Genomic DNA, 25459 nt, shown 5'->3' on the forward strand with positions numbered 1-25459 from the left:
CATGAACAACCCCGCCGCTCATGAACAGGCGACCGACCGGACCGACGCCACGGACGAGACCCTGCCGGACGTCGCGCCCCGGCTGCGCGAGCTGCGTCGCGGCCGGGGCCTCACCCTGGAGGCCGCCGCCGGACGGGCCGCGCTCTCCCCGGCCCATCTCTCCCGACTGGAGACCGGACGGCGCCAGCCCTCGCTGCCGATGCTGCTCGGACTGGCGCGCGTCTACGGTACGACGGTCTCCGAGCTCCTCGGTGAGGAGCCGCCCGAGCGCGACCCGGTCATCCGCGCCGCGCGGGCCGAGCCCGTCGAGGCCGACGGCTGGATCTACCGCCAGGCGGGCAGCTCCTCCGGCCGGGCGATGCAGCCGCTGCGGGTGACGGTCCCGTACGGCGCGCAGGGCGACCTCGTCCGCGTCCATCCGGGGGAGGAGTGGATCCATGTCCTGGAGGGGCGGCTGCGGCTCGCCCTCGGGGACGCGGTCCATGTCCTCGACCCGGGCGACAGCGCCCACTTCGACTCGACCACCCCGCACCGCCTCGCGGCGGCCGGCCCCGCCGGTGTCGAGCTGCTGTTCGTGCACACCCTGCTGACCAGCCCTGTCGGTGAGCTGTGCCTGCCCGGTGGGGCGCACCGCCGCTGAACCGGCGCCACTGACCCGCCGTCAGCCGTGACAGCGGGCCCCGACCCGACCGGATCCGACCCGACCAGAGAGGCCATCACCGTGTCCGACAGCCCAGTGGACGCCGTTCAGGAGCCGTCGCCCGAGGAGCCCGCCAAGTCCGTGATGGACGAGGAACGGAGCTTCCCCCGCGGTCTCGCCATCCGGCTCTTCGTCTACCTCGTCGCCGGCCATGTCCTGGCCGGCTTCCTCTATCTGCTCTTCGAGGCGGGCGCCGCCAACCGGTAGGTCCGCGGGGCCCGCCGCTCCGGAGAGGCCTCAGTCCTCGACGAGGCGCGTCCGCAGCCGCTCGCGCGTCTCGTCCGTCAGCCCCAGACCGTCCGTGAGATAGCGGTCGACGCTGCCCCACGTCTCCTCCATCGTCGTGAACGCCGTTTCGAGATAGACGGCGCGCGCGTCGAAGAGCGGGGCCAGCAGCTCCAGCACCTCGGGCGAGGTCCCGCCCGGCGACGGGTCGCTGCGCCGTACCTGATACCTGCGGTGCGGATCGTTCGACTTCAGATAGTCCGCCTCGATCGCCTCCCGCTCCACACCCACCGCGAGCAGCGACACCGCGATGGAGAGACCGGCCCTGTCCTTGCCCGCCGCGCAGTGCATCAGCGCGGGCAGGCTCTCCTCGGCCAGGGAGTGCAGCACGCGCCGGTGCTCGGCGGTGCGGTCCAGAATGATCGAACGGTACGAAGCGGACATCCGGGCCACGCCCTTGCCGTCGGCGAGGATCGACCGCAGCTGGTCGAGATCGCCGTCGCGGACCATCTTCCAGAACTCTGTGCCGTCGGCCGGGTCGGTGAGCGGGATGTTCACATTGCGTACGCCGACCAGCTCGACGTCCAGACCGTCGAGCTTCTGGTCGGCCGCGTTGCGGAAGTCGAAGACGGTGTGCAGTCCCAGCGAGGTCAGGAACGCCGAGTCCTCGGCGGTGGCGTGCGCGAGGTGGCCGCTGCGGAAGAGGCGTCCGTACCGTACGGTCCGTCCGTCGACGGTCGGCAGACCGCCCACGTCCCGGAAGTTGCGTACTCCGGCGAGATCGGGCTCGCCCGGCGGGACCTGCTCCGGCACCTCGTGCGTCACGTGCGCTCCTCCGCGTCTGCGGTCGGCGCTCGTCGCCGACGCGCTCCGACTTTACGACATCGGTTCCCTCTGAAAGCGCCTGGCGAATAGGGCTTCTGTCCGGATTGGGTGATTGCTCATAAGGTGCCCCGGTCGCAGGTGAGATGGGTGCAGATCGGCTTCGGCTGGTGAGCAGGATCATATCCGTGACGGTGTGTGGCCGGGCGCGGGAAGGGAATTGGGGGCGTCGCACGGAATTCGAAGATCCGTAATCCACGCAGGGTGACCGCTCACGGAGCCGATATTCAAGGGTGGATTGACGGAGAGGATTCACCGGCTTGTACCGGTCGCCCCACGCGGCTTACCGTCACCGCAATCCGAGCGGATCGCCGAATCCTGCCGCCGTTCGGAATCCGCATCCACCCAGCACTCATCAACGTGTGGCAGGAGCGGGGGACCCAGGTAGAACGCCGGTCCGGAGATCCGGACGGCTTGGGGTGAAGCCGCGTCACGGCGCGGCCGGGCATCTCCAGCCCGAACCCGACAGCTCACCTCGTAGGCGCCGGAGAGGAATTCGCCATGCCCGGAAAGGGTAAGCACCGTCGTCCGAGGACCAACCCGATCACCCGTGGATTCGTCGCCGCGGGAACGGGTGGCGCCGCCATCGCAATTCCGCTCATCGGTGCCACGGGCGCCCACGCCGCGGAGCAGTCCTCCGCACCGTCGGCGGCCTCCGGGCGCGCCGTCGCCGCGGCGCACAGCACGGCCACCGCGCAGACCGCCCAGAAGGCCGCGACCGCCAGAACCGTGCGGACGTACTCCGTCACCGCGGGGGACTACCTCGCCAAGATCGCCGAGAAGCAGAAGGTCAGAGGCGGCTGGCAGAAGCTCTACGCGGACAACCGGGAGGCCGTCGGTGACAACCCGTCGCTGATCCACCCGGGTCTGAAGCTCACCATCGGCGCCAAGGCCAAGGCCAAGGCGTCCGCCGAGGACAAGGCCGAGGCCGCTCCGAAGAAGGCAGCCCCGAAGAAGGCCGCGCCCGCGAAGCCCGCTCCGGCCGAGCCCGCCCCGAAGGCCGACACCACCGCGAACGAGCCGGCCGCGCAGAGCGCCGACTCCGGCTACACCGCGCCCGTCGACGGCGCGACCGTCACGACCCCGTACCGCGCCGCCGGCGGCAGCTGGGCCAGCGGCTACCACACGGGCGTGGACTTCGCGGCCGCCTCGGGTACCACCGTCAAGGCGGTCGGCCCCGGCACCGTCGTCTCGGCCGGCTGGGCCGGTTCGTACGGCAACGAGGTCGTCATCCAGCACGACGACGGCCAGTACTCGCAGTACGGCCACCTCTCCTCGCTCTCCGTCTCGGCGGGCCAGCGGGTCTCCGGTGGCGACCAGATCGGCCTCTCCGGTTCCACCGGCAATTCCACGGGACCGCACCTGCACTTCGAGATCCGCACCGGTCCGAGCTACGGCTCCGACGTCGACCCGGTGGCGTACCTGCGCGAACACGGCGTTTCCCTCTGACCACTTCGGTCACGCACGTAATCGGCCGTTCGGCCGGCACCTTCGGGTACCGGCCGAACGGCCTTTCGTATATTCCCCGGTTGAACGAATTTTGACCGATGGCGTTTCTCACCGAAGCCGGCGTCTTCTTACGGTCGCGTAGGTCGGATCCCCGGGTGAATGATGTTCTGCTGTGGCTGACGATTCGAGAACGGAAACCAGAGGTGCCTTCGGGTCTTACGCGGCCATCGGTGACAGTTTCACCGAGGGCGTCGGCGATCCCGGACCGGGCGGAATCTACGTCGGCTGGGCGGACCGTCTCGCGGTACTGCTCGCCGACCGGACGCCGGAAGGATCGTTCCGGTACGCCAATCTCGCCGTACGAGGACGACTGCTCGACCAGATCGTCGCCGAGCAGATCCCGCGGGCCAAGGAACTCGCCCCGGATCTGGTGACGTTCTGTGCCGGCGGGAACGACATCATCCGGCCCGGCTCCGACCCCGACGACGTCGCCGAACGTTTCGAACGGGCGCTGGCCGACCTCACGAGCGCGGTCGGCACCGTCATGGTCCCCACCGGGTTCGACACCCGGGGCGTGCCGGTCCTGCGCCATCTGCGCGGCAAGATAGCCACGTTCACCGCCCATGTCCGCTCCATCGCCGACCGCCACGACTGCCCGGTGCTGGACCTGTGGTCGCTCAAGTCCGTCCAGGACAGGCGCGCCTGGAACGGCGACCGGCTGCACCTGTCACCCGAGGGCCACACCCGCGTGGCGCTGCGCGCGGCCCAGGTCCTCGGCCTCGACACCCCCGCCGACCCCGACCAGCCGTGGCCGCCCCTGCCGCCGCGCGGCACCCTTGAGGTGCGCCGCGACGACATGCAGTGGGCGCGCGACTATCTGGTGCCCTGGATCGGCCGCCGGCTCCGCGGTGAATCCTCGGGCGACCACACCGTCGCCAAACGCCCGGACCTGCTGCCGCTGGTACGTCACTGAGTCACCCCGGCCCCACGGGAGCCGCCGCGGCCGGTACGCGTTCCAGGACGCCGCCCGCGAAGACGTCGTACAGCGGGAGCGTCTCCAAGTGGACGTAGCCGATGTGGCAGTCGCAGGTGGCGAGGGGGCACGCGCGGGGTTCGAGGGCGCGGCGGTAGGTGCCGTCGTAGAGATTGCCCAGCTCCGCCGGGACGAAGTGGCAGCGGCGGACCGTCCCCTCGCCGTCCACCGAGATCACCGACTCGCCCGTGCGGCACGGGAGGCCCGCCGAGCGGTGCGGGTGACGGCTGAACGGGAACAGCGGGTCGATCGAGGTCCACTGGGCGGCCTCCGGGTCCGCATACGTCCGGCCCTCCGCCGCGTTGACCCACAGGTAGACATGCCCGGGGAGATCCGCGCGGAGCCGGCGCGCCTGGTCGAGATGGTCGGGGAACCCGACGATCCCGACGCTGAAGCGGATGCCCGCCGCGCCCAACTCGCGGGCCTTGGTGAGGAAACGGTCGTACGGCGTCTGGCCCGGGTGATACGTGCACCAGAGCGCCAGCTTCTCCGGGTCGGCGGCTTTCAGCCAGTCCGTGCGGCAGCTCAGGTTCGTCTGGATGGCGACCCGCGCGACATGCGGGAGGTGGGAGAGCTCGGTCAGCGCCCGCCGGTACCAGGAGCGGGTCAGCCCTTCGCCCCACGGGGTGAAGAGGACCGACAACCGGTCGCCGGTCTGCGCTGCCACCCACGCCGTGAACCGCTCCAGCGCGGCCCTGTCCGCGCGCAACTGGTCCGTGCTGTCACGGCGCTTGGCGAACGGGCAGTACGGACAGTCGTAGTCGCAGGAGGCGAGCGGGCCCCGGTAGAGGATCGTCAGGTCCACGGCGGCCTCACTTCGGTTCGTACGCGGCCATCGCGGCCCGCACGGCGGGGGAGAACAGGGCCGGGCCCAGCGCGTCCGAATGGGCGAGCCCTTCGGGGGAGAGCCGCAGCAGACCGGGACCGGCGCCCGCGTCGAGCCAGCCGAGACCGGCGAAGCGGTCCAGCTCGGCGGGGAAGTCGTCGGCGGGAAGGCTGCCGAACCGCGCGCGGTACTCCTCCAGCGCCATGCCCTGCGCCTGGAGCAGCGACTGGAGAAGATGTCGGCGGCGCGCCTCGTCCAGGTCGACCGCACGGCCGACCTCGGCCCGGGAGAAGTCCTCGGTCCGCGTGTAGTCGTCGATGATGTTCCGGATCTCGCGCATCCCGACCGCGTAGTCGAAGGAGTAGTGCAGCTCCGAGGTGTACGAACGCGCCCCGCAGCCCAGGCCGATCATGCCGTCGGTCTGGCACGCGTAGTCGTCCGCCCCCTCGTGGGGCGCGTCTCGGCGGCGGAACATCCGCATCGACACCTGCTCGTACCCCTCGGCGAGCAGATGGTCCCGGCCCCGCCGGTAGAGATCGAGCCGCTGGGCGTCCCAGCCGGCCTCGCCGGGATGGGCGCGCCTGCCGAGCGGGGTCAACGGCCGTGCGTACAGCGGGTAGAGATACAGCTCCTCGGGCCGCCAGGCCAGCGCCGCGTCCAGCGAGAGCCGCCAGGACTCCGGGGTCTGTCCGTCGATGCCGTAGATGAGGTCGATGTTGAGGACCGGGATCCGCGTGTCCCGGATCCGGCCGAGCGCCGCCTCGACGTCGGAGCGGTGCTGCGGACGCACCGCCGCCCTCGCCTCCTCCTCGACGAAGCTCTGCACTCCGATGCTCAGCCGCGTCGCCCCGCGCTCGGCCAGCACCGCCAGCCGGTCGGCCGTGGCGGTCGACGGCGAGGTCTCCACCGAGAGCGGGACGGCCCGCAGGTCGGCGCCCATCCGTTTCTCGGCGATGTCGCAGAGCCGCTCCAGCTCGCCGGCCGTCAGGAAGGTGGGCGTGCCGCCCCCGAAGGCGGCTGCGGCGAAGCTCACGCCGGTGCCCGTCGTGCCGTCCGCGTGGAGCGCGTCGGCCACGGCGGTCGCCTGCCGGTCCAGCGCGTCCAGGTAACGGGTCGTCAGTTCGTCGGGGACTCCGATCCGGGTGAAGAGGTTGCAGAAGCCGCAGCGGACCTCGCAGAACGGTATGTGCAGATAGAGCGAGAGCGCGTCCTTGCGTTCACCGGCCCACAGACCGCTCAGCGCGGGGCGGTCGGCGAGCGGGCGGTATGCCGTCTTGTGCGGATAGGCGTACACGTAACTCTCGTACGGGCGCGGCCGGGGCGCGGTGCCGGTGGTACTGGTCGGATGGGTCATGAGGGTGCCCCTGGCTCCAGGAAGAAATGGGCGTACGGCACGGTCCAGACGGACTTGTGGCCCAGACGGTGACCCGTCCAGCCGTCGTCACCGTAGGCCGTGCCGTGGTCGGAACAGACGATGGTGAAGCAGCGGCGGCGGCTGCCGGCCGCGGCGAAGAGCCGGCCGATGTGCCGGTCCACATATTCGAGCGCGGCGGCGTGCGTCCGGCGGGAGTCGCCCGCCTCACGGGTGGCGCCGGGCAGATGGAACCAGTTCGGCTGGTGCAGCGACGGCACGTTGACGAAGAGGAACAGCCTTTGCGTGGCGGGCAGTTCGGCGACGACCCGCTCCGCGCGGGCCACCTGAGACTCGAAGGACGTCGGCGACGCGACACCGAACTCCGGCTCCCAGTGGCTCTCCTGGAACATCCCCGGCAGTACGGAACCGAGGGCGCCACGCTTGTTGAAGAAGCCGACGCCCCCGATGCAGACCGTCCGGTACCCGGCGTCCGCGAGACCCGACACGAGGTCGGGCGCGTCGAAGACGAACGTCCGCCCGGCGGTGGACTCGCTGCCCTCGAATCGCGCGGCGAACAGCCGCGGATGCGGTCCCGCCGCCGCGGGCGTGGGCAGGAACCCGGCGAACATGGCCTGGTGCGAGGCGTAGGTGAAACTGCCCGGCGCGTGCCGCTTCTCCCAGCGCCCACCCGGCAGATACCGACCGAGATTGGGCAGCCGTCCGGCCTCGGCCAGCTCGACGGCCACGTCGTACCGGAGTGTGTCGAGGGTGACCAGCAACAGATCGTCCCGCCCGACGACTTGACGCATGTCGGGCAGTCCCGCGTCGGCCGTGTCCGCCGTAGTGGCGATCTCCGTGTCCCTCCTCTCAGAGGCGCGCATACCGGTCGCCTCCCGTGGCCGTCGGGCGCGGGCGGGTGGTGCGCAGCGCGGCGAGTTGGGCTCCGTAGGTGTCCAGGCCCTCCGCGCCGCCGGCGGGGAGGCCGGTGAGTCCCGGCAGCAGGTCGCCGAAAGCGTTGACCTCGCCGACGGCGAAGCGGCGCCAGCCGGTCGCGGGGAGCAGGTCCACACCCACACAGTGCGTGCCCGGGAAGCAGGCCGCGGCCCGCTCGCAGATCGCCAGGGCGGCCGTCCAGCCCCCGCCACCGCTCGCCGCCTCGGTCGCCTGCCGTACCGCGTTCAAGTCGCCCCGGGACCCGCCGAGATGCAGGTTGGTCATCGGCGACGAGCTGGTCCGTACGACGGCGTGTGTCGCGCGGCCCGCGACCACCACTACCCGCAGGTCGGTCGCCCTGCCGTTCTGCATGGCTTTCGGGAGCCACCGCTCGACATGCAGTCCGTCCGGCGCCAGCGCGTCGACGATCGCCGCCACCTCGGACTCGGTCGTCAGACGCCGTACCCGAAGGGAGTTGAACAGCCGCCCGGCCGCGTCCCGTTCGACCGAGGTCGTCGCGCGCACCCGGCCGGGGCCGGCGGTCTCGACCGCCAGCACCCCGGAGGCCGACGACCCGTGCGCGATCTTGACGAACGCCCGGCGCATACCCGGACCGCCCATCAGCGCGCGCACGTCGTCCCAGCCGCGTACGGGCGGGGCGCCCCGCCCCGAGGTCGGCGACGGCGGCACGGGTACGGAGGCCAGGTCCAGCACCTCGTGACAGAGCCGCTTGTCGAAGAGCACCGCCAACTCGTCCGGGTCGTCGAGAAGTTCCGCGCCCGCCTCCCGTACGGCTCGGCCCAACTCCCGCACGGCGGAGGTGAACCGCTCGTACCAGAGGGCCGTTCCCTCGACCCGCGTCGGATCGTCCGTGCCCCGCAGCAGCCGCTCCACCGCCGCGTCCTCGCCCGGCGACTCGACCCGTACGGTCTCTCCGGGCCGGAACTCCGCGCGCCCGGCGAGCACATCGAGCCAGGCCACCTCGCGGGCCGGCGGCAGGCCCGCCGCGGCCACCGCGTCCTGGAACAGCCGCACACGGCGGTTGGCGGGATTGCCGACGACCGCCAGGCGCGGCCCGCCGCTACTCGGAGACGGCGACATAACGCCACTCGTCGTCTTCGTCGATGTCGTGGGACGGCGCCGCTTCCACACGCACACCGTGCGGGAGCAGAGCCTCCTCGATCCTCGCGGTCCAGGCCGGTGACATGAAGTGGTGGCGCAGGTCGAGCGCCTTCAGATGGCTGAGCGGCTGGCCGGCGAGCAGCGCCTCGCCGCCCGCGTCGCCGAGCGTGCCCATGGACAGGGCCAGCGATTCGAGCCCGGCGACGACCGGCGCGGAGGCGACGGCGCCGGCGATCTCGTCCTGGATCTCGCTGTTCTGGATGCCGAGATGGCGCAGTCGCGGGAATCCGCGGCCGTCGAGCAGCGGCGCGAGATCGGCGACGGTGGCATCGCCGCCGTACTCCTCGACGCCCAGCCACAGCTCCAGCCGCTCCAGCGCGGGCAGTTCACTGTCGCCGACCGCGCGGACGACGGCGCCGGGCAGCCCGCCCGACTCGAAACGCAGCACCCGCAGCCGGTCGTGCCTTACCGGCCGCAGCCGCACGGCACCGTTCTGATACGTGTCGCCGCAGCCCCGCACCCCGAACTCCTCCAGCGCCGGGAACGCCTCGATCGCCGGGGTGACGTCGGTCATCACCAGCCAGGACACCTCGCACTCCTCGCCGACCACGTCCGCCAGGAACAGGGCGCGCAGGGCGGGGAAGCGTGCCGCGTCCGCGACGATCAGCTCCAGGACGGGGGTCAGCGCCGAATACTCGCCCGTCCACCACGGCCCGATGACGAGCGCCTGGACGCGCTCGGTCTCCACGACATCCGTGAACCGCCCCCACAACTTCTCGAACGTCCACTCCTCCTGCCACCCGCAGTCGATCCGCCACGCCACGGCATCGGGCTCGGGCAGTCCGTCGGGCGGAAGGACCTCGTCGTGGGGGAGGGTGAAGACGGGCAGCCCGTGGAATTCGTCGAGGTGCTCGATACCGTCCGCGCCGATCATTCCGCCACCGCCGTGTAACGCGAGTCGCGGTCCGAGAGCGGCCCGCCCTCGGACAGGTCCAGGACCACACCGGCGGGCTCCAGCGTCGCGCGGAGCCGGTCCTCCATCGGCTTGCTCATGTAGTGGTGGTGCAGATCGAGCTTCTTGAGGTGCGTGAGCGGCTGACCGGAGAGCAGCGCCTCGACGCCCTCGTCCCCGAGAGTGCCCATCGACAGGTCGAGCGTCTCCAGCCGCGCCACCACCGGCGCCCCCGCCATCGCCGCCGCTATCTCGTCCTGGATCTCACTGTTGCGCAGCGCCAGCGACGTGAGGGCCGGCAGCCGCTCTCCGCTCAGGAACGGCTCCAGATCCGCCACGACCGTGTTCGCCCCGTACCAGGACGTGCCCAGCCAGATGTCCAGATGCTCCAGCGCCGGCAGCTCGGCCGCGGCGATGCTCCGCACCACGCCGGCGTCCAGCCCACCCGTCTCCACGGTCAGCGAACGGAGCCCCTCGTGCTTGATGCCGGTCATGTCCAGATCCTGACCACCGCGCACCCCGAACGAGTGAAGCTGGGGAAGGGCGTTGATCAGCGGCGCCATCGCTGTCTGGTTGATCCACGAGATCTCGCACTGCTCGTACGTCATGTCACCGACGAACAGCGCCCGGAGGGACGGGAGCCGGTCACTCGCGGCCACGATGGCCTCGACCACCTCGTCGGGACCCGACTCGTAGGCGTCGGACCACGAGCCCACGATCAGCGACCGCACCTCGGTGGAGTCGACGGAGTCGAGGAATCGGGCGAACGCCGACTCCCAGCTCTCGTCGCTCTCGTACGCGTCGACCATGACCAGCCAGGCCACCGAACCCGCCTCGGGGAGCTCCGCCGTCGGTTGGGTGTCCGCGTCGGGGAAGTAGGCCCTGGGCAGGCCGTACAACTCCTGCAGATGGCTCGAAATAGTCATGGCGAGTGCTCCAGACACCGGGCGTCGGCGTTGATCGGCTTGCTGCTGAGAGAAGTTGTAACAGGCCCCACTGACAAGCCCGGTTCGGGGGCGGAGCCCGTTGTCAGACCCACCGACTAGCGTCGTTCACAGGTCGGCGCACTCGGCGCCGCCGGTCGAGGGGAGAGCCATGTACCGGCAGGGAGACGTGCTCATCGTGCCCGTCGCGCAGGAGAGCGTGCCGCCCGGTGTCGCCGAGGCGCGGAGCGAGCCGAGGGACGCGCGGGGGCGCCTGGTCCTGGCGCTCGGCGAGGTCACGGGACACGCCCACGCGGTGACGGGCCCGGGCCTGCTCGTGCGGGAGACGGGCGGCGAGTTCGGGCCGATGCTGCTCCATCTGCCGGAGGGCGGACGGGTGGTGCACGAGGAGCACGCGGCGATAGCGCTGCCCAAGGGGTGGTTCCGCGTGGTGCGCCAGCGCGAGTACCTGCCGGGAGCGGTGCGCGTCGTCGCCGACTGAGAGGCGGCGACCGGCGACAGGAAAGTACACGGACAGTGACAACAGGGGACGGGGCTTCAGACATGCGGAATGTGGACAAGTGGCGGGGCGTCGCGGCGGCGACAGGGGCGGCGGACCGGCCGGCGGCCGAAGCGGGGATACGGCTCGCCTACCGGACGGCCGGGCTGAGTGAACCGGAGCGGATCATCTGGGCGGACTCCCCGCTCGCCGGACTCGGGGCCGTCCGGTCCCTCACGGATCGGGGCGGATCGGTCCGGGAGGAGGTCCGTACCAGGCCGTGGGCGGAGGAACGGCGGCGTATCCACGACGAGTTGGGCCCGGCGGGCTGGGCGGAGTGGTGGGGCGCCACCGGCGCCCGGCTGTGGGACACCACCCGCGCTCTCGCCGACCGGATCCGCTCCGGCATCACCGACTCGCTCGGCACGGAGGAGTCGGACCTCCCCGAGATCCGACAGCTGCTGCTCGACGCGGTCCTCGGCCAGCACGACGCCGCCTGGCTGGCCGCGTTCGACGGACGCGGCGACCGACTGGCGGGACTCGCCGAGGTGGCGACGCACGCAGGCTGGTGGTGGCCGTACGAGAACGTCACCGTCGTCTGCGAACGGCCGGTGGAGCTGCACCGCGACGAGGCGGGACGTCTCGACCGCGGCGACGGCCCGGCCCTCGCCTACCCCGACGGCTTCGCCCTCCACGCATGGCGCGGTATGCCGGTCCCCGCCGACTTCCTCGCGGAGCTCACCTCGCTCGACCCGGCGCGCATCCGCAACGAGGAGAACGCGGAGCTGCGCCGCGTGATGCTGGAGCACTACGGCTACGACCGGTATCTCAGCGAGTCCGGCGCCGAGCCGATCAACAAGGACGAGGCGGGCATCCTCTGGCGGATAGCGCTCGAGGGCGACGAGGACGTCGTGATGGTCGAGGTCGTCAACTCCACCCCCGAGCCCGACGGCACGAGCCGCACCTACTGGCTGCGCGTGCCGCCGGGGACTCGTACCGCCAAGGCGGGTGTCGCCTGGACGTTCGGCCTGGAGGCCCAGGAGTACGAACCGCTCAAGCAGACCTGACCCGCCGACGCGTACCTGGTCCGCCGACGGGGACCGGGCCCTCTTCGGGCCCCGGTCAGACCCTGGGGGAGAGAAGCGTGTCGGCGTCGATCAGCGACGAACTCCCCTCCACCGTGCAGGCGTGGGCGCCCGCGACCGCGCCGAGATGCGCGCAGGCTTCCAGGTCCCGCCCGGCCAGCCGCCCGTACAGGAACGCGGCGACATACGCGTCGCCCGCGCCGTTGGAGTCCACCACCGGTGCGGGCGGGACGGTCGCCGGGATCGGGCGGGGAGTGCGGCTGCCCCCACGGACCAGCAGATACGAGCCTCCGGCGCCCGCCGTGGCGACCACCGCCTGCGCCCTGCCCTCACGCAGGATCTCCCGCATCACCGGGGCTATCCGCTCGCTCGCTCCGGCGGCGCTGAGGAAGACGAGATCCGCGCGGTAGGCGAACTCGCGGTGGTAGGAGTTCATCCCGTCCCAGTCGTGCAGATCGGTCGAGACGGGGACGCCCTGTTCGATGATGTCGTCGAAGAGGAAACGGGTGAAGTTCGTGATGGACACATGGACATGGCGGGCCCGCGCGAGATGGGGGAGATAGAACTCGCGCGGCATCCGCAGGTCCTCCGGATCGCGCGCGTCGTGGAAGGACATGCGGCGGCCCGTCGTCTCGACGAGATTGACCGCGCGGCGCGTACCGGCCGGGGAGATCAGCCCCTCGAAGTCGACGCCGCCCCGGGCGAGATGTTCACGGACCTGGGCGCCCGCCGGGTCCTCACCGATGAAGTCGAGGAATTTGACGTTCAGTCCGAGGGCCCGACAGCCCAGGGCCACATTGCCACCGGTCTGCCCCGGCCATTCGCGGATCGGCCCGACACCGACGGAGTCGGCGAGGGGGACGGGGAGCGAGCCGACACGGACGACCGTGTCCACGCCGCAACCGCCGACGACCAGTACGTCGGGGCCCGGCTCGGCCTCTGGCCCGGCCCCCGGATCCGCTGTGCGCCCAACGTCCGGATGTTCGGTCTGTCGCTGCGCCACAGTCTCCACCTTCGTTCCGGATTCCGGATGTCGCGCACAGTATGGCCGTGCCGGTGCCGGCCGGAGGTGGCGCCCCGCGGTGGCGGTTCCTCAGCCGGTGGGACCGGTCATCGGCCGGCGGCGGTGAGCTCCGCCCTGTCGACGCCCAGTTCGCGTGCCAGCGCCTCGTCCGTCCAGTCCAGCAGGGTGGCGCGGGTCAGCGACCCCGCGTACGACGTCATCTGCACGGCGAGTCCGTCCAGCAGCGCGGTCAGCCGCCACGCCGTCGCGACCGGGTCCGCGCAGCGGAACTCCCCGGCGTCGACGCCCTCGGTGATGACGGAGGCGATCGCGGCCTTCCACTGCTTGTCGAGTTCGCTGGCCACCTCGTGCAGCGCGGGCTCGCGCGGAGCCGCCGCCCAGCCCTCGATCCACAGCCGCCAGCCCTTGGCCTCGCCGGTCGGCGCGTACCAGCGGATGGCGGCGTGCAACCGGCGCAGGGCGCCGGCGTGACGGCCGAGCAACTCCCGCAACTGCGCCAGGTCTTCCTCCGCGGCGTGCCGGAAGGCGGCGGCGAGAAGCTTCTCCTTCGTGGAGAAGTGGTACAGCACCAGTGCGTTGCTCACCCCGAGGACGGCGGCGACGTCGGCCACCCGCACGGCCGCCACTCCGCGTGTCTGGATCTGATCGACCGCGGCGCGCAGGAGGTCCTCGCGCCGCTCCTCCACACTCAGCCGTACTCTCGCCACACTGAAGCCTACCTCCCATTGGTTTACACCAGCCCCGTGTGCGTAAAGCGAGGGCTCCCGAACCGGCCGAACCGGCCAACCGGTCAGCGGTAGTGGCCGAACCGCTCGGCGATCAGGGGGAGTCGGGCCGTGGCGATCGCGTGCGCGGCGGCTCTCGGAGTCGTACGCCCGGCCTCCGCGCGGTCCAGCATCAGCTCCGTCAGCGCGCGCATGGACCGCCGGGTGTGGGCGAAGGCCTCGTCGGCGTCCGGGCCGATGTCACCGAAGAGGGTCCACCACCACCAGGCGTTGGTACCGGAGTTGACGACGATGTCCGGCAGCACGGTGATCCCGCGTGCGGCCAGCAGTTCCTCCGCCTCGGCCAGAACAGGCATGTTGGCCGCCTCCACGATCCAACGGGCCGTGATCCGGGCCTGGTTGGCGGTGTCGATCGCGTACGAGACGGCCGCGGGCACCAGGATCTCGGCGTCCGTCAACAGCCAGGCGTCGCCCGGCAGTTCCCGGTCGCCGGGCCGTAGCGCCGCCCGGTCCACCGTCCCGAACCCGTCACGCGCGGCGAGCAGCGACTCGACGTCCAGGCCCTGCGGACAGGCGATGGTCCCCTTGACGTCCGCCACCGCCACGACCTTGAGCCCGGCCGCTGACAGGAAGCGCGCCGTGGCCCCGCCCATGGTCCCCAGCCCCTGCACCGCGACCCGGGTCCCGTCGTACGCCACGCCCGCCCGGTCGAGCGCGGTGAGCGTGGCCTCGGCCACTCCGCAGCCGCCGGCCAGTTCGTCCAGGCCGATGCCGTCGACGTCCACGGCGAAGGCGTCGGCGAGCCGGCGCCGCGCGGCCTCCTCGTCGTCGAGGAGCGGATGGATCGCCTGGATCGTGGAGACGAGCCCCGCCTCCTCGGCGGCCCGGTCGATCAGATCCTGGGTGAGCCCCAGGTCCTCGCCCGTGGTCCAGACGGTCTCGATGTACGGCCGCAGGGCCCGCAGATAGCGGACGAGGACGCCGTACGCCGCCGGGTCCCTCGGATCGCAGTCGATTCCCCCCTTGGCGCCGCCGAGCGGGATGTAGCGGGCGGAGGGGTCGTCGTTGAAGTGCAGGGCTTCCTTCATGGTCATGCCACGCGCAAGCCCGGTCACCTCCTCCAGCGAGCACCCCTCCCGCATCCGCAGTCCACCGCTGGAGACCCCGCGCACGAGCCGGTCGACGACCAGATACCCCTGGCGGCCGGTGATGTGGTCGCGCCAGGTCAGCGATATCAAGGGGGACATGGGCGGGGTGCCTCCAGGGGTGACGGCGGACCGTGGGGGAGTGCTGCAACTGAATGCAAAGTCAGTACGTCTGGAATGTCAGTATCGAGAGCGGGTGACGCCCCTGTCAAAAAGATCGTTCGAAGCGGTCCCCGGGCGCTCGGCGGGCCCTGGCCGAGTGGCCGGAAATCGACGGTGGCCGGCCATGCGGGGGAATCCGGGAGATCGTCCGGACGTTGCAGTCAGGTGCCCCGGACGGCATACGGGCCTGGCACCCCGGTAGAGAAATACGCCCATAATGAGATGAACTCGAACCTTCAGGAGATGCAGTGAACGGCGCCGGCTCCCCACCCTCACTCCGCTCCCGGCTGCGATCGATGCGGTCCGAGACCTTCGGTGCCGACCCGGCCGGCGAGCGCCTGGAGCGAATCCTCAACTCTCCCAACTTCGCCGACGGTGTGTTCCGGAATCCCGAGGGCACCGCGAGGACCAGGCCCTCCGGCTCCATGCTGGAGCTGTCGAAGGTCTACCTCCGTAAGGAGGCGCGCGCCCGGCGGGCACCCGCCACCCCGATCCCGGTCCACCAGGACACACTCGCGGACCTCGCCGTACCGCCCGCCTCCGGGCTGCGGCTGACCTGGATGGGACACTCCAGCGTCCTCGCCGAGATCGACGGCCGGCGCGTCCTCTTCGACCCCGTCTGGGGCGAGCGCTGTTCCCCCTTCTCCTTCGCCGGACCGAAGCGGCTGCACCCCGTGCCCGTCTCGCTCGCCGCACTCGGACCGGTCGACGTCGTCGTGATCTCCCACGACCACTACGACCATCTCGATCTGCCGACGATCAAGGGGCTCGCCTCCACCAACACCGTCTTCGCCGTGCCGCTGGGCGTCGGCGCGCACCTGGAGCACTGGGGAGTGCCCGCCTCGCGCCTGCGCGAGCTGGACTGGAACGAGACGGCGGAGGTGGCCGGCATCTCCTTCACCGCGACGCCCGCGAGACACTTCTGCGGCCGTGGTCTGCGCAACCAGCAGCACACCCTCTGGGCGTCCTGGGCCGTCGCGGGGCCCGAGCACCGGATCTACCACAGCGGTGACACCGGCTACTTCTCCGGATTCCGTGACATCGGCGCCGCGCACGGCCCCTTCGACGCCACGATGATCCAGATCGGCGCCTACAGCGAACACTGGCCGGACATCCACATGACCCCCGCCGAGGGCGTGCGCGCACACATCGACCTCCAGCAGGACAGCCCCACCGGTGTGATGCTGCCCATCCACTGGGGCACCTTCAACCTTGCCCCGCACCCGTGGGCCGAGCCCGGCGAGGGCACGGTCACGGCGGCAGCCGAGTCGGGCGTACGGATCGCGCTGCCGCGTCCCGGCGAGTCCTACGAACCCACGGCGGGCGACACCATCCCCGGCACCCCGTGGTGGCGCGCCGTCGCGATCCCGCCCACCGGCGGCTGGCCGGAGGGGGTACCGGCCGGGGACAAGGCGTCCGTCCCGGCCACGGCAGGAACGGCGGAGAAGGCCGCGGTCGCGGGCTCCGTCGCGGAGTCGGGTACGACGGCGAAGGCGACGGCCACCACCACGGCCACCGGCGACACGTCCGCCGCCGCGACGGCCGGTACGGACTCCGCCGGACCGGCGCCCTCCGCGCAGAGCGCGCCGTAACGCCGACACCGACGCACCCATCGGCGACGGGCCCCCGCCGACCGGTCTGAACACGGCCCGCTCCTGGGGATCGAGCGGGCCGTGAGGGGTCAACGGCGAGGGCTCGGGGCGTACTTGAGACCTTACGCCGGTGTCCCAGCCGGCGCTGCGGAGTGCGTCCGCGCAGGCCGTCTCGGGCCGTGTACCGGCCTGTGCCCGACCGCCGTTGGAGGAGATGCGCGGTACCGAACGGATGCCGGCGGCACGCACGCGGGCCGGCTCGTCCCGGAGGGAGTCGGCCGTGGCGTCATCGGCGGCGACGCCGCCGCAGGCGAGGTACGGCGCCGCACAGATGACGTCCAGGACGAAATCGACCCTGGTGATCCGGTGCTCGGACTGCTCCACGGCGCGAGCTCCGTTCTCCTCGGCCGACCCGCTGTCAGCGACGCCAGAGGCTGAACGGCGGTTGAGGTCAGGAGCCTCACCCGGCGGCCTACGGGGGCGTCCGCGGCCGTTCTCTCAGACCTGGACCACCTTCACGCCGCAGTCCTCGAACTTCCTGGCCTGTTCGGGGGCGCCCACGTCCGTGATCAGTGTGCCGATGGCGTCCGTCGGGCAGATCCGGGCGAAGGCAGGCGTGCCCAGCTTCGAACTGTCCGCCACCACCACGAGCCGGCGCGCCCGTTCGGCGAGAAGCGCGTTGATGCTCGCCTCGTGCTCGCTGCGCGCCCCCGCCCCCGCTGCCACGTCCACCGCGTCGGCGCCGATGAAGGCGATGTCCAGGCTCACCTCACCGAGGATGTGCCGGGCCAGCGGCCCCACCAGTTCGTACGACTGCGGCATCGCCACCCCGCCCGTCGTCACGATCTTGATGTGCGGGCGCACGGCCAACTCGTGGGCGATGTTGAGCGCGTTGGTCACCAGCGTGACGGCCGGTTCGCCGCCCCGGTCCGTCATGTCGGCCAGATCGCCGCGCGTGGCGATGGCGCGCGCGACCTCGGCCGTCGTCGTCCCGCCGTTGAGCCCGACCACCATGCCCCGGTAGACGAGTGCGGCGGCGGCCCGGCCGATGCGCTGCTTCTCCGCCGACCGCCCCACCGACTTGTAACGGGGCGGCAGTCCGTACGAGACGGAGTGCGCCACCGCCCCGCCCCGGGTCCTGGTGAGCAGTTGCTGCTCGGCGAGATGGTCGAGATCCCTGCGTACGGTCGCCGCCGACACGGACAGCTCGGCCGCGACGACGTCCACGTCCAACCGGCCGCGCTCGGCGAGCAGTTCGAGCAGGGTGTTGTGCCGTTCGTACCGGTTCACCGCGTCTCCTCCGTCACGCCTCGGATCATTCAAGCACCTTCAAGTGCCGAGAGTTTGCTTGAAGGTGCGTGAAAAGCTCCCCTAGCATGCACGAACAAGCAGCTTCCCTGCGATCGAGAGTGGAGAGCCGACGTGACGTTTGTCCAGACGGAACTGGCCAGCCAGCCCGCGAACTGGAGCCGGGCCGCTGAACTGGCCGACGGCCTGCGCGGGTCGGGCCGACTGCCCGAGACCGGTGAGCGCACGGCCGTCGTCGGCTGCGGCACCTCCTACTACATGGCGCAGGCGTACGCGGCGCTGCGCGAGGGCGCGGGCGAGGGGGAGACCGACGCGTTCGCCGCCTCCGAGTTCCCGGCCGGCCGCCGCTACGACCGCGTCGTGGCACTGACCCGGTCGGGCACCACCACCGAGGTCCTCCACCTGCTGGCCGCCGCCCGCGGCACGGCTCGGACGACCGCCGTCACCGCGGACCCCGAGACACCGATCCGGTCGGCCGCCGACGACCTGGTCGTCCTGGACTTCGCCGACGAACAGTCCGTCGTACAGACCCGGTTCGCCACCACCGCCCTCACCCTGTTCCGCGCCCATCTCGGGCTGCACACCGAGTCCGTGGTCGCGGACGGCGAGCGGGCCCTCGTCGAGCCGCTGCCCGAAGGGATCACCGACTGCGGGCAGTTCACCTTCCTCGGCCGGGGCTGGACCGTCGGTCTCGCCAACGAGGGCGCGCTCAAGATGCGGGAGGCGGCGCTCGCCTGGACGGAGTCGTACCCCGCGATGGAGTACCGGCACGGCCCCATCAGCATCACCACCGAGTCCACCGCCACCTGGATGCTGGGTCCCGCGCCGGACGGTCTGGCCGAACAGGTCGGCGCGACCGGCGGGCTCTGGGTGGCGGGTGAACTCGACCCGCTGGCCGAGCTCGTACGGATCCAGCGCCTCGCACTCGCGCTCGCCGACGCGCGGGGTCTCGACCCGGACCGGCCGCGCCACCTCACGCGTTCGGTGATCCTCGAAGGCGAGTAACGGGACCGGGTGGGAGTCGGGCGCCCCCGAGGGCGCCGGGTGGACGAGGGCCGGAGACGTGGGCAACTGCTCCGGCCCTACGTGTGATTGCGCCGTTTCGGACTGTTGTGCGACAGCTCATACCAGAGCGGGATGCTCTGTGGGCAAGTTTGTCAACTGCCCGCCGCGACCGACTATGGGCCAACTACCGTGTGTGCTCGGCGATCAACGCTGGGCTTCTTTCGCATGTCCGCCTGCCGTTGCGTCGACGACCGCGTACCACCACCCGCCCCGCACCACGACCGCACCGCACCACCACCGCAACACACCGCCGCAGAACACCAGATGCCTGGGGCCCCACGTACCGAGGACACCGATGTCTCAACTTCGCGCACCCGCCGCGCGACCCGAACGCCGAGAAGGCGGACGGCACGGCCGACCGGGCAGCCGCGCGCCCTCGGCCAAGGCGTCGCCGGCCAAGGGCGCCGCGACCGCCGGGCCCGACGCGCCCGCGCCCGTATCACCCGAACGGCGTATACGCCCCCAACTCCTGCGCGCCGCGGTGGTGCCCACGGTCATAGCCTCACTCAGCGGCCTCCTCGCCGTGCTCGTCACCGTCCGCTCCGGCGGCACCCGGCCCGCCCCCGAGATCTGGGCGGCGGTCGGCGGCACGGTGCTGGTCGGTCTCGTCGCCGCCACGGCCGCCGCCGTCGGCGCCGACCGCGCCTCCCGGTCCGTGATCGACCGCTGCAACGCACTGCGCAGGTCGAGCGCCCGCGCCCAGGCCGATCTGCGCGGTGTCGTGGAGCAGCTCCGCCGCGGTGAGGGCCCCCCGCCGCGCCGCACACCCCCGGTGAAGGCCCTCGTCGGCGATGAACTCGACCTGCTCACACAGGAGTTGGGACGGTCCCAGGAGGCCGCGGTCGCCGCCGTCGTCCAGGCTTCCCGGCTGTCGAGCAGCGTCGGCAACGAACAGAAGGTCGAGGTCTTCGTCAACCTCGCCCGCAGACTCCAGTCGCTCGTGCACCGGGAGATCCAGCTCCTGGACGAGCTGGAGAACAAGGTCGAGGACCCGGACCTGCTGAAGGGCCTCTTCCAGGTCGACCATCTCGCCACCCGCATCCGCAGGCACGCCGAGAATCTCGCCGTACTCGGCGGCGCGATCTCACGCCGCCAGTGGAGCCGCCCGGTCGGTCTGACCGAGGTGCTGCGCTCGGCGATCGCCGAGGTGGAGCAGTATCCGCGCGTCAAACTCGTGCCGCCCATCAACGGCACCCTGCGCGGTCACGCCGTCGCCGACGTCGTCCATCTGCTGGCCGAACTCGTCGAGAACGCCACGGTGTTCTCCGCACCGCACACCCAGGTCCTGCTCCGTGCCCAGCTGGTCACCGCCGGGCTGGCCGTCGAGGTGGAGGACCGCGGGCTCGGCATGCCCGCCGACGAGCAGAAACGGATGAACGCCCTGCTCGCCGACCCCGACCAGGTCAATGTGGCGCATCTTCTCCAGGACGGGCGGATCGGGCTGTTCGTGGTGTCGGCCCTTGCCCGCCGCCACGGCATCGCCGTCCGTCTGCACGCCAACATCTACGGCGGCATCCAGGCCGTACTCGTCCTGCCGCAGAGCCTGTTGGGCGCGGACGCGGACGGACCGGAGGTGGCCGGGCAGGTCCCGGGAGCGCCCCCGACCGGGCCGGCGCCCGCGAACGTGCCCGGGTCCGTACCCGGGAACGGCCCCGTGCCCGCGAACGGCTCCGTAGCCGGGAACGGTCCCGTGCCCACCCAGCAGGAGGCGGTTCCGGCGCCCGCTCCCGTACCCACGCGGATGTACGAGGCGGAGCCCCCGCCCGTGACCGAGGCCCGCCGCCCCTATCCCCAGCCCAGGCCGCAACGCGCGTCGCACCGGCGGACGTCCGGACGCAGGCCGCTGCCCGTACGGGGCGAGCGCGGTGCGCGCGCCACACCGGCCGACGCGCGCCCCGGTCCGGTCCCGCCGCTCCGGCCGGAGGCCCCGCTCCGGCCCGAGTTCCAGCGGGTGGACGACCCGTCCCTGCCTGCCCCGGCGCCCGACCCGTCGTCGGATCTCGGCGTACCGGGCATCGTGCGCGGCACCATGGACCGGCCCCAACTGCCCAAGCGCCGCAGCCAGGAGCATCTCGTCCCCCAGCTGCGGGACGCGCCCGCCCCGCCGGCCGACGGTGACCCGGCGCTCCACGACCCCGGACTGATGGCCGCCTTCCAGCGCGGCATCGGCCTCGCCGAGGCCCAGCCCGCCAGGGACCCGGGACCCGATCTCGCCGCAGCCGAGGCCCAAGCCCAGGCCCAAGCCCAAGCCCCAGCCCACACCCCAGCCGGGGCGCCCGCTCCCAGCCCCGCGACGGAACTGCCGGACCCGCACCGCCACGACCGGGACAACCCCCACAAGGAGTAGATCACCATGGCGAGCGATGTGCCGACAGGCCACGTCTCCGACCTCGACTGGCTGCTCAGCGGCCTCGTCCAACGGGTGCCGTACACCCGCAGCGCGGTACTCCTCTCCTCCGACGGACTCGTCAGATCCGTCCACGGCCTCGACCCCGACAGCGCCGACCACATGGCCGCTCTCGCCTCCGGCCTCTACTCGCTCGGCCGCAGCGCCGGCGCGCGCTTCGGCGACACCAGCGAGGTGCGCCAGGTGGTGGTGGAGCTGGACTCCACCCTGCTCTTCGTCTCGACGGCGGGTTCCGGCACCTGCCTCGCCGTGCTGGCCGGACGCGAGGCTGACGCCGCCGTCCTCGGCTACGAGATGGCGATGCTGGTCAAGAGCGTCCGGCCCTATCTGGCGACGCCGGTCAGGCAGGCGGCCGGCACCACATCGAGCGTCACGGGGCCGTGAGCGTGACGGTCCCGATCGACGGGCCGTGGCTGGACGACGCGGCGGGCCGGCTCATCCGTCCGTACACGGTCAGCGGCGGCAGGACCCGCCCGACCGCCGCGCTGGATCTGATGTCGCTGGTCATGGCCACGGGAGCGGCGAGTGAGATGTATTACGGCCCCGAGCACAGCGAGGCGCTCGGTCTCTGTCAGGGGCCCATATCGGTGGCGGAGATCGCCGGGCGTCTGCGACTGCCCGCCGTCGTCACGAAGATCCTGCTCTCCGACCTGATGGACAGCGGCGCGGTCACGGTCCGGCCACCGCACAACTTCGACAATCCCAGCGACTGTTCCCTTCTGGAGGCAGTACTCGATGGCCTACGACGACAGCTCTGACTCCCTCCCCACCCCGTTTCCCACCGCGCTCAAGGTCCTGGTGGCCGGTGGTTTCGGGGTGGGCAAGACGACATTCGTGGGATCGGTCAGCGAGATCGCGCCGCTGAGCACCGAGGAACTGCTGACCCAGGTCGGGGCGGAGACGGACGATCTGACCGGCGTCGAACTGAAGACATCGACCACCGTCGCCATGGACTTCGGCCGGATAACTCTCGACGAGCGGCATGTGCTCTACCTCTTCGGCACCCCGGGTCAGGAACGGTTCTGGTTCATGTGGGACGAGCTCTGCCGGGGCGCCCTCGGCGCGATCGTCCTCGCCGACACGCGGCGGCTGGAGAACTCCTTCTCCGCCGTCGACTTCTTCGAGCAGCGCGGCATCGGATTCGTCGTCGCCGTCAACGAGTTCGACGGCAGCTTCCGTTACGACCCCGAGGAGGTACGGGCGGCGATCGATCTCAGGCCGGACGTGCCCGTGGTGATATGCGACGCGCGCATCGCCAGCTCCGGGATCCGCACCCTCGTCACCCTCGTCCAGCATCTGCTCACCGCCGTTCCGGTGGCCGATGCCCCTGATACCCCCGATGCCACCGATGCCACCGATGTCGCCGATGTTCAGGACGTCGCCGTGCCGAGCGGTGCCAGCCCGGACGACGGGGCGGCGTGATGAGGTACGACCCCATCGGACGGTTGCTCCTCACCCCCGTCGACCGCGACGCGCCCGACCGGGCGAAGCGGCTGCGTCTGCTCGGGCTCGGGTTCGGGGAGCGGCCCGAGCCGGCTTTCGACGCCTTCGCCCGGCATCTCGCCCAACTCGCCGGCGCGCCCTACTCGATGGTCACCTTCATAGACGAGGAACGGCAGTTCTACGCCGGGCTGCACACCCCCGCACCCGAGGTCGGCCGCCTCAGGGACCGGGACCACGGCTACTGCCCCCATGTGGTCGTCCGTCGCAAGGCGCTCGTTCTGGAGGACGTACGCGACTTCCCCCGGTTCGCCGGCAACGCCATCGTCGACGAGACCGGGCTCCGTTCCTATCTGGGCGTGCCGCTCATCGACCGGACCGGTATCGCGCTCGGCACAGTGTGCGTCGTCGACACCCGGCCCCGGCAGTGGGGAAGGGCGGGCCTGGACACCGTCAAGTCGCTGGCGGCCGAGCTGTCCGAGCAGATACACCTCAGAGAGGGCGGGTATATCTGACGTCCCGTCAGTTAGCTGCTACCGGTCGCTTCGTCGGGTCGGTCACACCTGGACGGACTCGCCGTCGTCGAAGGCCAACCACACTCCCTCGCCGTCCACTTGTACGCGCACGGCGTCGCGCAGAGCCTCCGGGTCCGGCGCGGCCGTCGCGTCCCCGACGAGGGCGACGAGCGTCACGAGGACGTGCACACCGCCCGGATGACTCGCCAGCCGCAGGCTCGGCGTCGCGGAGTGCGTGCCGTACGCGTTCGCGCCCACCCGACGCACGACGGTCCCCGCCGGCTCCGGGTCCCAGCCGTGCAGCCCGACCAGCGCGCTGGTCAGCCCGGCGGCCGTACGGGCGAGCGCCCAGCCGGGACCGGTGCTCGCCACAGGAACCTCGGGACCGGCCACGGCGTGACCGCCCTCGCGGACCGGACAGCCCGCCGGAGCGGCGACCCGGTGCACGCGGATCTCCCACGCGCCGTGCAGCACACTCGTCGTACCGATCCGGAACGTCCCTTCCTCGCCCGGCAGTTCGGCCTCGTACCAGGACGAGGCCGTACGGCCCTCGCACCGCTCGAAATGGATCCGGCGCCGTCTGCTGGGGGTGCCGTCGGCGGCGAGCAGCGCGAGGTGGTTCCCGAGCCGGTCGGCCCACGCCTCCTCGGCCGAGTCGGGCGCCGTCGCCGTCGAGTAGCCGAACGCGGCGTAGTGCGGATCGTCGTCGCCCGGCTCCTGGCCCCATGAACGGGGGTCCTGCCGGTCGCTGCCGTGGTTGACCAGCCGTACGATCCCGTCGCGCCGGGTCCCGTGCAGCAGCCAGCCCGGCGCGGGCAGGGCGGTGTACCGGTCCGACTCCTCTACGGGCAGGGGCCGTTCGGGCTCCGTCCAGACGGCGTGATCGGCGGGGAGCAGCAGGCCGACGAACGCCTTGCTCGCCCAGTACGGCGACGCGGGACCCGAGTAGAGCTGGGTGACCGGGAGGAACGCGTCGTACCAGCCGAGGGTCAGCAGCCCGCGCTCGTCGGGCGCCCCGCGCTCCACGAAGTGCCGCACCGCGCCCGACGCGAGCCGGCGGGTCAGCCCCGGCGCCAGCGGGGTACGGCCGGCCAGCGCCCCCATCCACACCGGGGTCGCGGCGGCGAAGCGGTACGTCAGTGAACGCCCCTGGTGGACCGGGGCGCCGTCGGCGCCGAAGAAGTGCGGATAGGTGGTGAGGAAGCGGGCGAGCCGCTCCCGGTAGACCTCGGTGCGCCCGCCGTCGTCGCCCGGCTCCCCTCCCGGTCCGCGAGTTCCGGCGACGATCCGGGACCAGAGCAGCGGATAGAGATGCATCGCCCAGCCGGCGTAGTAGTCGAACTTCCGGCCGTCACCGTCCGTGTACCAGCCGCCGCCGACGTACCAGTCCTCGATCCGGTCCAGCCCGTTCTCGATGTCGGAACGGCTGTGCGGAGCCCCGACGGAGGCGAGGAACTGTTCCGAGACGACCTGGAACAGCCGCCAGTTGTTGTCGTGCGTACGGCGGCCGATGAAGCCCCCAAGCCACTCCGCCACCCGCTCCTGGACCCGGGTGTCCAGCCGGTCCCAGATCCAGGGGCGGGTCTCGTGCAGTCCGATCGCGATCGACGCGGCCTCCACCATCGGCTGGGTGCGGTCGGCCAGTGGGGGCCAGGCCTCGCCGCTGCTCGGATCCGTGCCCGCGGCGAGTCCGGCCGCGTACCGCTCGATCAGCGCCTCGTCCACCTGTCCCCGCGCGCCCGCGATCCGGAAGGCGGCGAGCAGGAACGACCGGGCGTACCCCTCCAGTCCGTCGCTCAGCTCACCCGAGCTGCTGGTCCTGCCGGGCAGCCGGTACAGCGCCCGGCCCGGCGAGGCGTACGGGACGAGCGCGTCGAGCAACTGGTCGGCGACCGACTCCCAGTGGGCGCGGGTCCAGCCGGTGTACGGCGAGAGGGCGGTGTCGTCGGGCGGCAGGACCAGCCGCGACCGCGACCGCGAGGCGCCGGCGGTGAAAGAAGGAGAGTTGAAGGAAGGAGAGCTGACGGGAGGGGAGTCGGACATCCTGCACTGCTCCTCGTTCTGGGGTCGTGGACGGCCGTATGCGGTCGTAC

25 protein-coding genes and 1 riboswitch are annotated in these 25459 nt (G+C 71.7%); of the genes, 13 read left to right on the top strand and 12 right to left on the bottom strand.

All coding sequences use genetic code 11. The features are described from left to right. Nucleotide 1: 1 nt before the first annotated feature. Nucleotides 2-640: a helix-turn-helix domain-containing protein gene (locus tag ACFWU9_RS14220; RefSeq protein WP_384317959.1), complete on the top strand. Its 639-nt coding sequence runs from the start codon at nucleotides 2-4 to the stop codon at nucleotides 638-640. Nucleotides 641-781: 141 nt separating this feature from the next. Next, nucleotides 782-907 (top strand): DUF6126 family protein, encoded by a 126-nt coding sequence (locus ACFWU9_RS14225; RefSeq protein WP_384318043.1) that lies wholly within the window; start codon nucleotides 782-784, stop codon nucleotides 905-907. Between the two features lie 30 nt (nucleotides 908-937). Here the strand turns inward: ACFWU9_RS14225 and ACFWU9_RS14230 are convergent, their stop codons facing one another. Continuing rightward, entirely contained in the window at nucleotides 938-1738 is an 801-nt protein-coding gene (locus ACFWU9_RS14230) for a tyrosine-protein phosphatase (protein WP_384318045.1), read from the bottom strand. A 401-nt stretch (nucleotides 1739-2139) separates the two neighbouring features. Further along, a riboswitch (cyclic di-AMP (ydaO/yuaA leader) is annotated at nucleotides 2140-2304 on the top strand. Between the two features lie 4 nt (nucleotides 2305-2308). Between ACFWU9_RS14230 and ACFWU9_RS14235 the strand changes: the two genes are divergently transcribed. After that, nucleotides 2309-3256 carry a LysM peptidoglycan-binding domain-containing M23 family metallopeptidase gene (locus ACFWU9_RS14235; protein ID WP_384317961.1) on the top strand — a complete coding sequence of 316 codons (948 nt, stop codon included), beginning with the start codon at nucleotides 2309-2311 and terminating at the stop codon, nucleotides 3254-3256. A 172-nt stretch (nucleotides 3257-3428) separates the two neighbouring features. After that, on the top strand, nucleotides 3429-4229 hold the full coding sequence (locus ACFWU9_RS14240; protein WP_384317963.1) for an SGNH/GDSL hydrolase family protein: 801 nt from the start codon (nucleotides 3429-3431) through the stop codon (nucleotides 4227-4229). 1 nt (nucleotide 4230) lies between these two features. Here ACFWU9_RS14240 and ACFWU9_RS14245 read toward each other — a convergent pair whose 3' ends face one another. Genes ACFWU9_RS14245 through ACFWU9_RS14270 form a run of 6 tightly spaced genes read right to left on the bottom strand, consistent with a single transcriptional unit; the run spans nucleotide 4231 to nucleotide 10402 of the window. Then, nucleotides 4231-5094, bottom strand: coding sequence for an STM4011 family radical SAM protein (locus ACFWU9_RS14245; protein ID WP_384317965.1), 864 nt, complete (start codon nucleotides 5092-5094; stop codon nucleotides 4231-4233). Between the two features lie 7 nt (nucleotides 5095-5101). Beyond that, nucleotides 5102-6469 (bottom strand): STM4012 family radical SAM protein, encoded by a 1368-nt coding sequence (locus ACFWU9_RS14250; protein WP_384317967.1) that lies wholly within the window; start codon nucleotides 6467-6469, stop codon nucleotides 5102-5104. Further along, nucleotides 6466-7278, bottom strand: a complete 813-nt coding sequence (locus ACFWU9_RS14255) for an STM4013/SEN3800 family hydrolase (RefSeq protein ID WP_384318047.1) — start codon at nucleotides 7276-7278, stop codon at nucleotides 6466-6468. Before ACFWU9_RS14255 ends, ACFWU9_RS14250 begins: the two co-directional genes overlap by 4 nt. Nucleotides 7279-7336: 58 nt before the next feature. After that, a complete protein-coding gene (locus ACFWU9_RS14260; protein ID WP_384317969.1) occupies nucleotides 7337-8503 on the bottom strand; it encodes an STM4014 family protein in 1167 nt (388 codons plus the stop codon). Then, nucleotides 8484-9458 carry an STM4015 family protein gene (locus ACFWU9_RS14265; RefSeq protein WP_384317971.1) on the bottom strand — a complete coding sequence of 325 codons (975 nt, stop codon included), beginning with the start codon at nucleotides 9456-9458 and terminating at the stop codon, nucleotides 8484-8486. The genes ACFWU9_RS14260 and ACFWU9_RS14265 overlap by 20 nt, the downstream gene beginning before the upstream one ends. Beyond that, nucleotides 9455-10402 carry an STM4015 family protein gene (locus tag ACFWU9_RS14270; RefSeq protein ID WP_384317973.1) on the bottom strand — a complete coding sequence of 316 codons (948 nt, stop codon included), beginning with the start codon at nucleotides 10400-10402 and terminating at the stop codon, nucleotides 9455-9457. Before ACFWU9_RS14270 ends, ACFWU9_RS14265 begins: the two co-directional genes overlap by 4 nt. A gap of 169 nt (nucleotides 10403-10571) precedes the next feature. Between ACFWU9_RS14270 and ACFWU9_RS14275 the strand changes: the two genes are divergently transcribed. Beyond that, nucleotides 10572-10901 (top strand): hypothetical protein, encoded by a 330-nt coding sequence (locus ACFWU9_RS14275; protein ID WP_384317975.1) that lies wholly within the window; start codon nucleotides 10572-10574, stop codon nucleotides 10899-10901. Nucleotides 10902-10963: 62 nt separating this feature from the next. Then, complete coding sequence (locus ACFWU9_RS14280; protein ID WP_384317977.1) at nucleotides 10964-11965, top strand: DUF6745 domain-containing protein; 1002 nt, start codon at nucleotides 10964-10966, stop codon at nucleotides 11963-11965. Between the two features lie 55 nt (nucleotides 11966-12020). On the opposite strand, the gene ACFWU9_RS14285 is transcribed toward ACFWU9_RS14280, so the two are convergent. From ACFWU9_RS14285 to ACFWU9_RS14295, 3 genes are all read right to left on the bottom strand, one after another. Then, nucleotides 12021-12899: a carbohydrate kinase family protein gene (locus ACFWU9_RS14285; RefSeq protein ID WP_384318049.1), complete on the bottom strand. Its 879-nt coding sequence runs from the start codon at nucleotides 12897-12899 to the stop codon at nucleotides 12021-12023. Nucleotides 12900-13093: 194 nt separating this feature from the next. Continuing rightward, nucleotides 13094-13714: a TetR/AcrR family transcriptional regulator gene (locus ACFWU9_RS14290; protein ID WP_384317979.1), complete on the bottom strand. Its 621-nt coding sequence runs from the start codon at nucleotides 13712-13714 to the stop codon at nucleotides 13094-13096. Between the two features lie 83 nt (nucleotides 13715-13797). Further along, nucleotides 13798-14979, bottom strand: coding sequence for a Glu/Leu/Phe/Val dehydrogenase dimerization domain-containing protein (locus ACFWU9_RS14295; protein ID WP_384317981.1), 1182 nt, complete (start codon nucleotides 14977-14979; stop codon nucleotides 13798-13800). A 356-nt stretch (nucleotides 14980-15335) separates the two neighbouring features. Here ACFWU9_RS14295 and ACFWU9_RS14300 point away from each other — a divergent pair, with 356 nt between their 5' ends. Beyond that, nucleotides 15336-16631, top strand: a complete 1296-nt coding sequence (locus ACFWU9_RS14300) for an MBL fold metallo-hydrolase (protein ID WP_384317983.1) — start codon at nucleotides 15336-15338, stop codon at nucleotides 16629-16631. A 498-nt stretch (nucleotides 16632-17129) separates the two neighbouring features. On the opposite strand, the gene ACFWU9_RS14305 is transcribed toward ACFWU9_RS14300, so the two are convergent. After that, on the bottom strand, nucleotides 17130-17921 hold the full coding sequence (locus tag ACFWU9_RS14305; protein WP_384317985.1) for a DeoR/GlpR family DNA-binding transcription regulator: 792 nt from the start codon (nucleotides 17919-17921) through the stop codon (nucleotides 17130-17132). 132 nt (nucleotides 17922-18053) lie between these two features. On the opposite strand from ACFWU9_RS14305, the gene ACFWU9_RS14310 reads away from it, so the two are divergent. From ACFWU9_RS14310 to ACFWU9_RS14335, 6 genes are all read left to right on the top strand, one after another. Then, complete coding sequence (locus tag ACFWU9_RS14310; protein ID WP_384317987.1) at nucleotides 18054-18944, top strand: SIS domain-containing protein; 891 nt, start codon at nucleotides 18054-18056, stop codon at nucleotides 18942-18944. A 355-nt stretch (nucleotides 18945-19299) separates the two neighbouring features. Then, nucleotides 19300-21351 (top strand): ATP-binding protein, encoded by a 2052-nt coding sequence (locus ACFWU9_RS14315; RefSeq protein ID WP_384317989.1) that lies wholly within the window; start codon nucleotides 19300-19302, stop codon nucleotides 21349-21351. A 6-nt stretch (nucleotides 21352-21357) separates the two neighbouring features. After that, the gene (locus tag ACFWU9_RS14320) at nucleotides 21358-21795 is read left to right on the top strand and encodes a roadblock/LC7 domain-containing protein (RefSeq protein WP_384317991.1); all 438 of its coding nucleotides are present in this window, start codon (nucleotides 21358-21360) and stop codon (nucleotides 21793-21795) included. 2 nt (nucleotides 21796-21797) lie between these two features. Continuing rightward, complete coding sequence (locus tag ACFWU9_RS14325) at nucleotides 21798-22169, top strand: DUF742 domain-containing protein (protein ID WP_384317993.1); 372 nt, start codon at nucleotides 21798-21800, stop codon at nucleotides 22167-22169. Further along, nucleotides 22147-22833: an ATP/GTP-binding protein gene (locus ACFWU9_RS14330; protein WP_384317995.1), complete on the top strand. Its 687-nt coding sequence runs from the start codon at nucleotides 22147-22149 to the stop codon at nucleotides 22831-22833. The genes ACFWU9_RS14325 and ACFWU9_RS14330 overlap by 23 nt, the downstream gene beginning before the upstream one ends. Continuing rightward, nucleotides 22833-23366 (top strand): GAF domain-containing protein, encoded by a 534-nt coding sequence (locus ACFWU9_RS14335; RefSeq protein ID WP_384317997.1) that lies wholly within the window; start codon nucleotides 22833-22835, stop codon nucleotides 23364-23366. The genes ACFWU9_RS14330 and ACFWU9_RS14335 overlap by 1 nt, the downstream gene beginning before the upstream one ends. A 42-nt stretch (nucleotides 23367-23408) precedes the next feature. On the opposite strand, the gene ACFWU9_RS14340 is transcribed toward ACFWU9_RS14335, so the two are convergent. Beyond that, entirely contained in the window at nucleotides 23409-25409 is a 2001-nt protein-coding gene (locus tag ACFWU9_RS14340; RefSeq protein ID WP_384317999.1) for a DUF2264 domain-containing protein, read from the bottom strand. Between the last annotated feature and the right edge of the window lie 50 nt (nucleotides 25410-25459).

This window comes from Streptomyces sp. NPDC058653 (assembly GCF_042716895.1).
Taxonomy (GTDB): Bacteria; Actinomycetota; Actinomycetes; order Streptomycetales; family Streptomycetaceae; genus Streptomyces.

Coding starts and splice junctions, on each gene's coding strand:
- ACFWU9_RS14255 (WP_384318047.1), bottom strand. CDS start 7,278: ATGCGTCAAGTCGTCGGGCGGGACGATCTGTTGCTGGTCACCCTCGAC.
- ACFWU9_RS14220 (WP_384317959.1), top strand. CDS start 2: ATGAACAACCCCGCCGCTCATGAACAGGCGACCGACCGGACCGACGCC.
- ACFWU9_RS14330 (WP_384317995.1), top strand. CDS start 22,147: ATGGCCTACGACGACAGCTCTGACTCCCTCCCCACCCCGTTTCCCACC.
- ACFWU9_RS14275 (WP_384317975.1), top strand. CDS start 10,572: ATGTACCGGCAGGGAGACGTGCTCATCGTGCCCGTCGCGCAGGAGAGC.
- ACFWU9_RS14280 (WP_384317977.1), top strand. CDS start 10,964: ATGCGGAATGTGGACAAGTGGCGGGGCGTCGCGGCGGCGACAGGGGCG.
- ACFWU9_RS14300 (WP_384317983.1), top strand. CDS start 15,336: ATGCGGTCCGAGACCTTCGGTGCCGACCCGGCCGGCGAGCGCCTGGAG.
- ACFWU9_RS14315 (WP_384317989.1), top strand. CDS start 19,300: ATGTCTCAACTTCGCGCACCCGCCGCGCGACCCGAACGCCGAGAAGGC.
- ACFWU9_RS14235 (WP_384317961.1), top strand. CDS start 2,309: ATGCCCGGAAAGGGTAAGCACCGTCGTCCGAGGACCAACCCGATCACC.
- ACFWU9_RS14270 (WP_384317973.1), bottom strand. CDS start 10,402: ATGACTATTTCGAGCCATCTGCAGGAGTTGTACGGCCTGCCCAGGGCC.
- ACFWU9_RS14295 (WP_384317981.1), bottom strand. CDS start 14,979: ATGTCCCCCTTGATATCGCTGACCTGGCGCGACCACATCACCGGCCGC.
- ACFWU9_RS14260 (WP_384317969.1), bottom strand. CDS start 8,503: ATGTCGCCGTCTCCGAGTAGCGGCGGGCCGCGCCTGGCGGTCGTCGGC.
- ACFWU9_RS14250 (WP_384317967.1), bottom strand. CDS start 6,469: ATGACCCATCCGACCAGTACCACCGGCACCGCGCCCCGGCCGCGCCCG.
- ACFWU9_RS14335 (WP_384317997.1), top strand. CDS start 22,833: ATGAGGTACGACCCCATCGGACGGTTGCTCCTCACCCCCGTCGACCGC.
- ACFWU9_RS14340 (WP_384317999.1), bottom strand. CDS start 25,409: ATGTCCGACTCCCCTCCCGTCAGCTCTCCTTCCTTCAACTCTCCTTCT.
- ACFWU9_RS14320 (WP_384317991.1), top strand. CDS start 21,358: ATGGCGAGCGATGTGCCGACAGGCCACGTCTCCGACCTCGACTGGCTG.
- ACFWU9_RS14265 (WP_384317971.1), bottom strand. CDS start 9,458: ATGATCGGCGCGGACGGTATCGAGCACCTCGACGAATTCCACGGGCTG.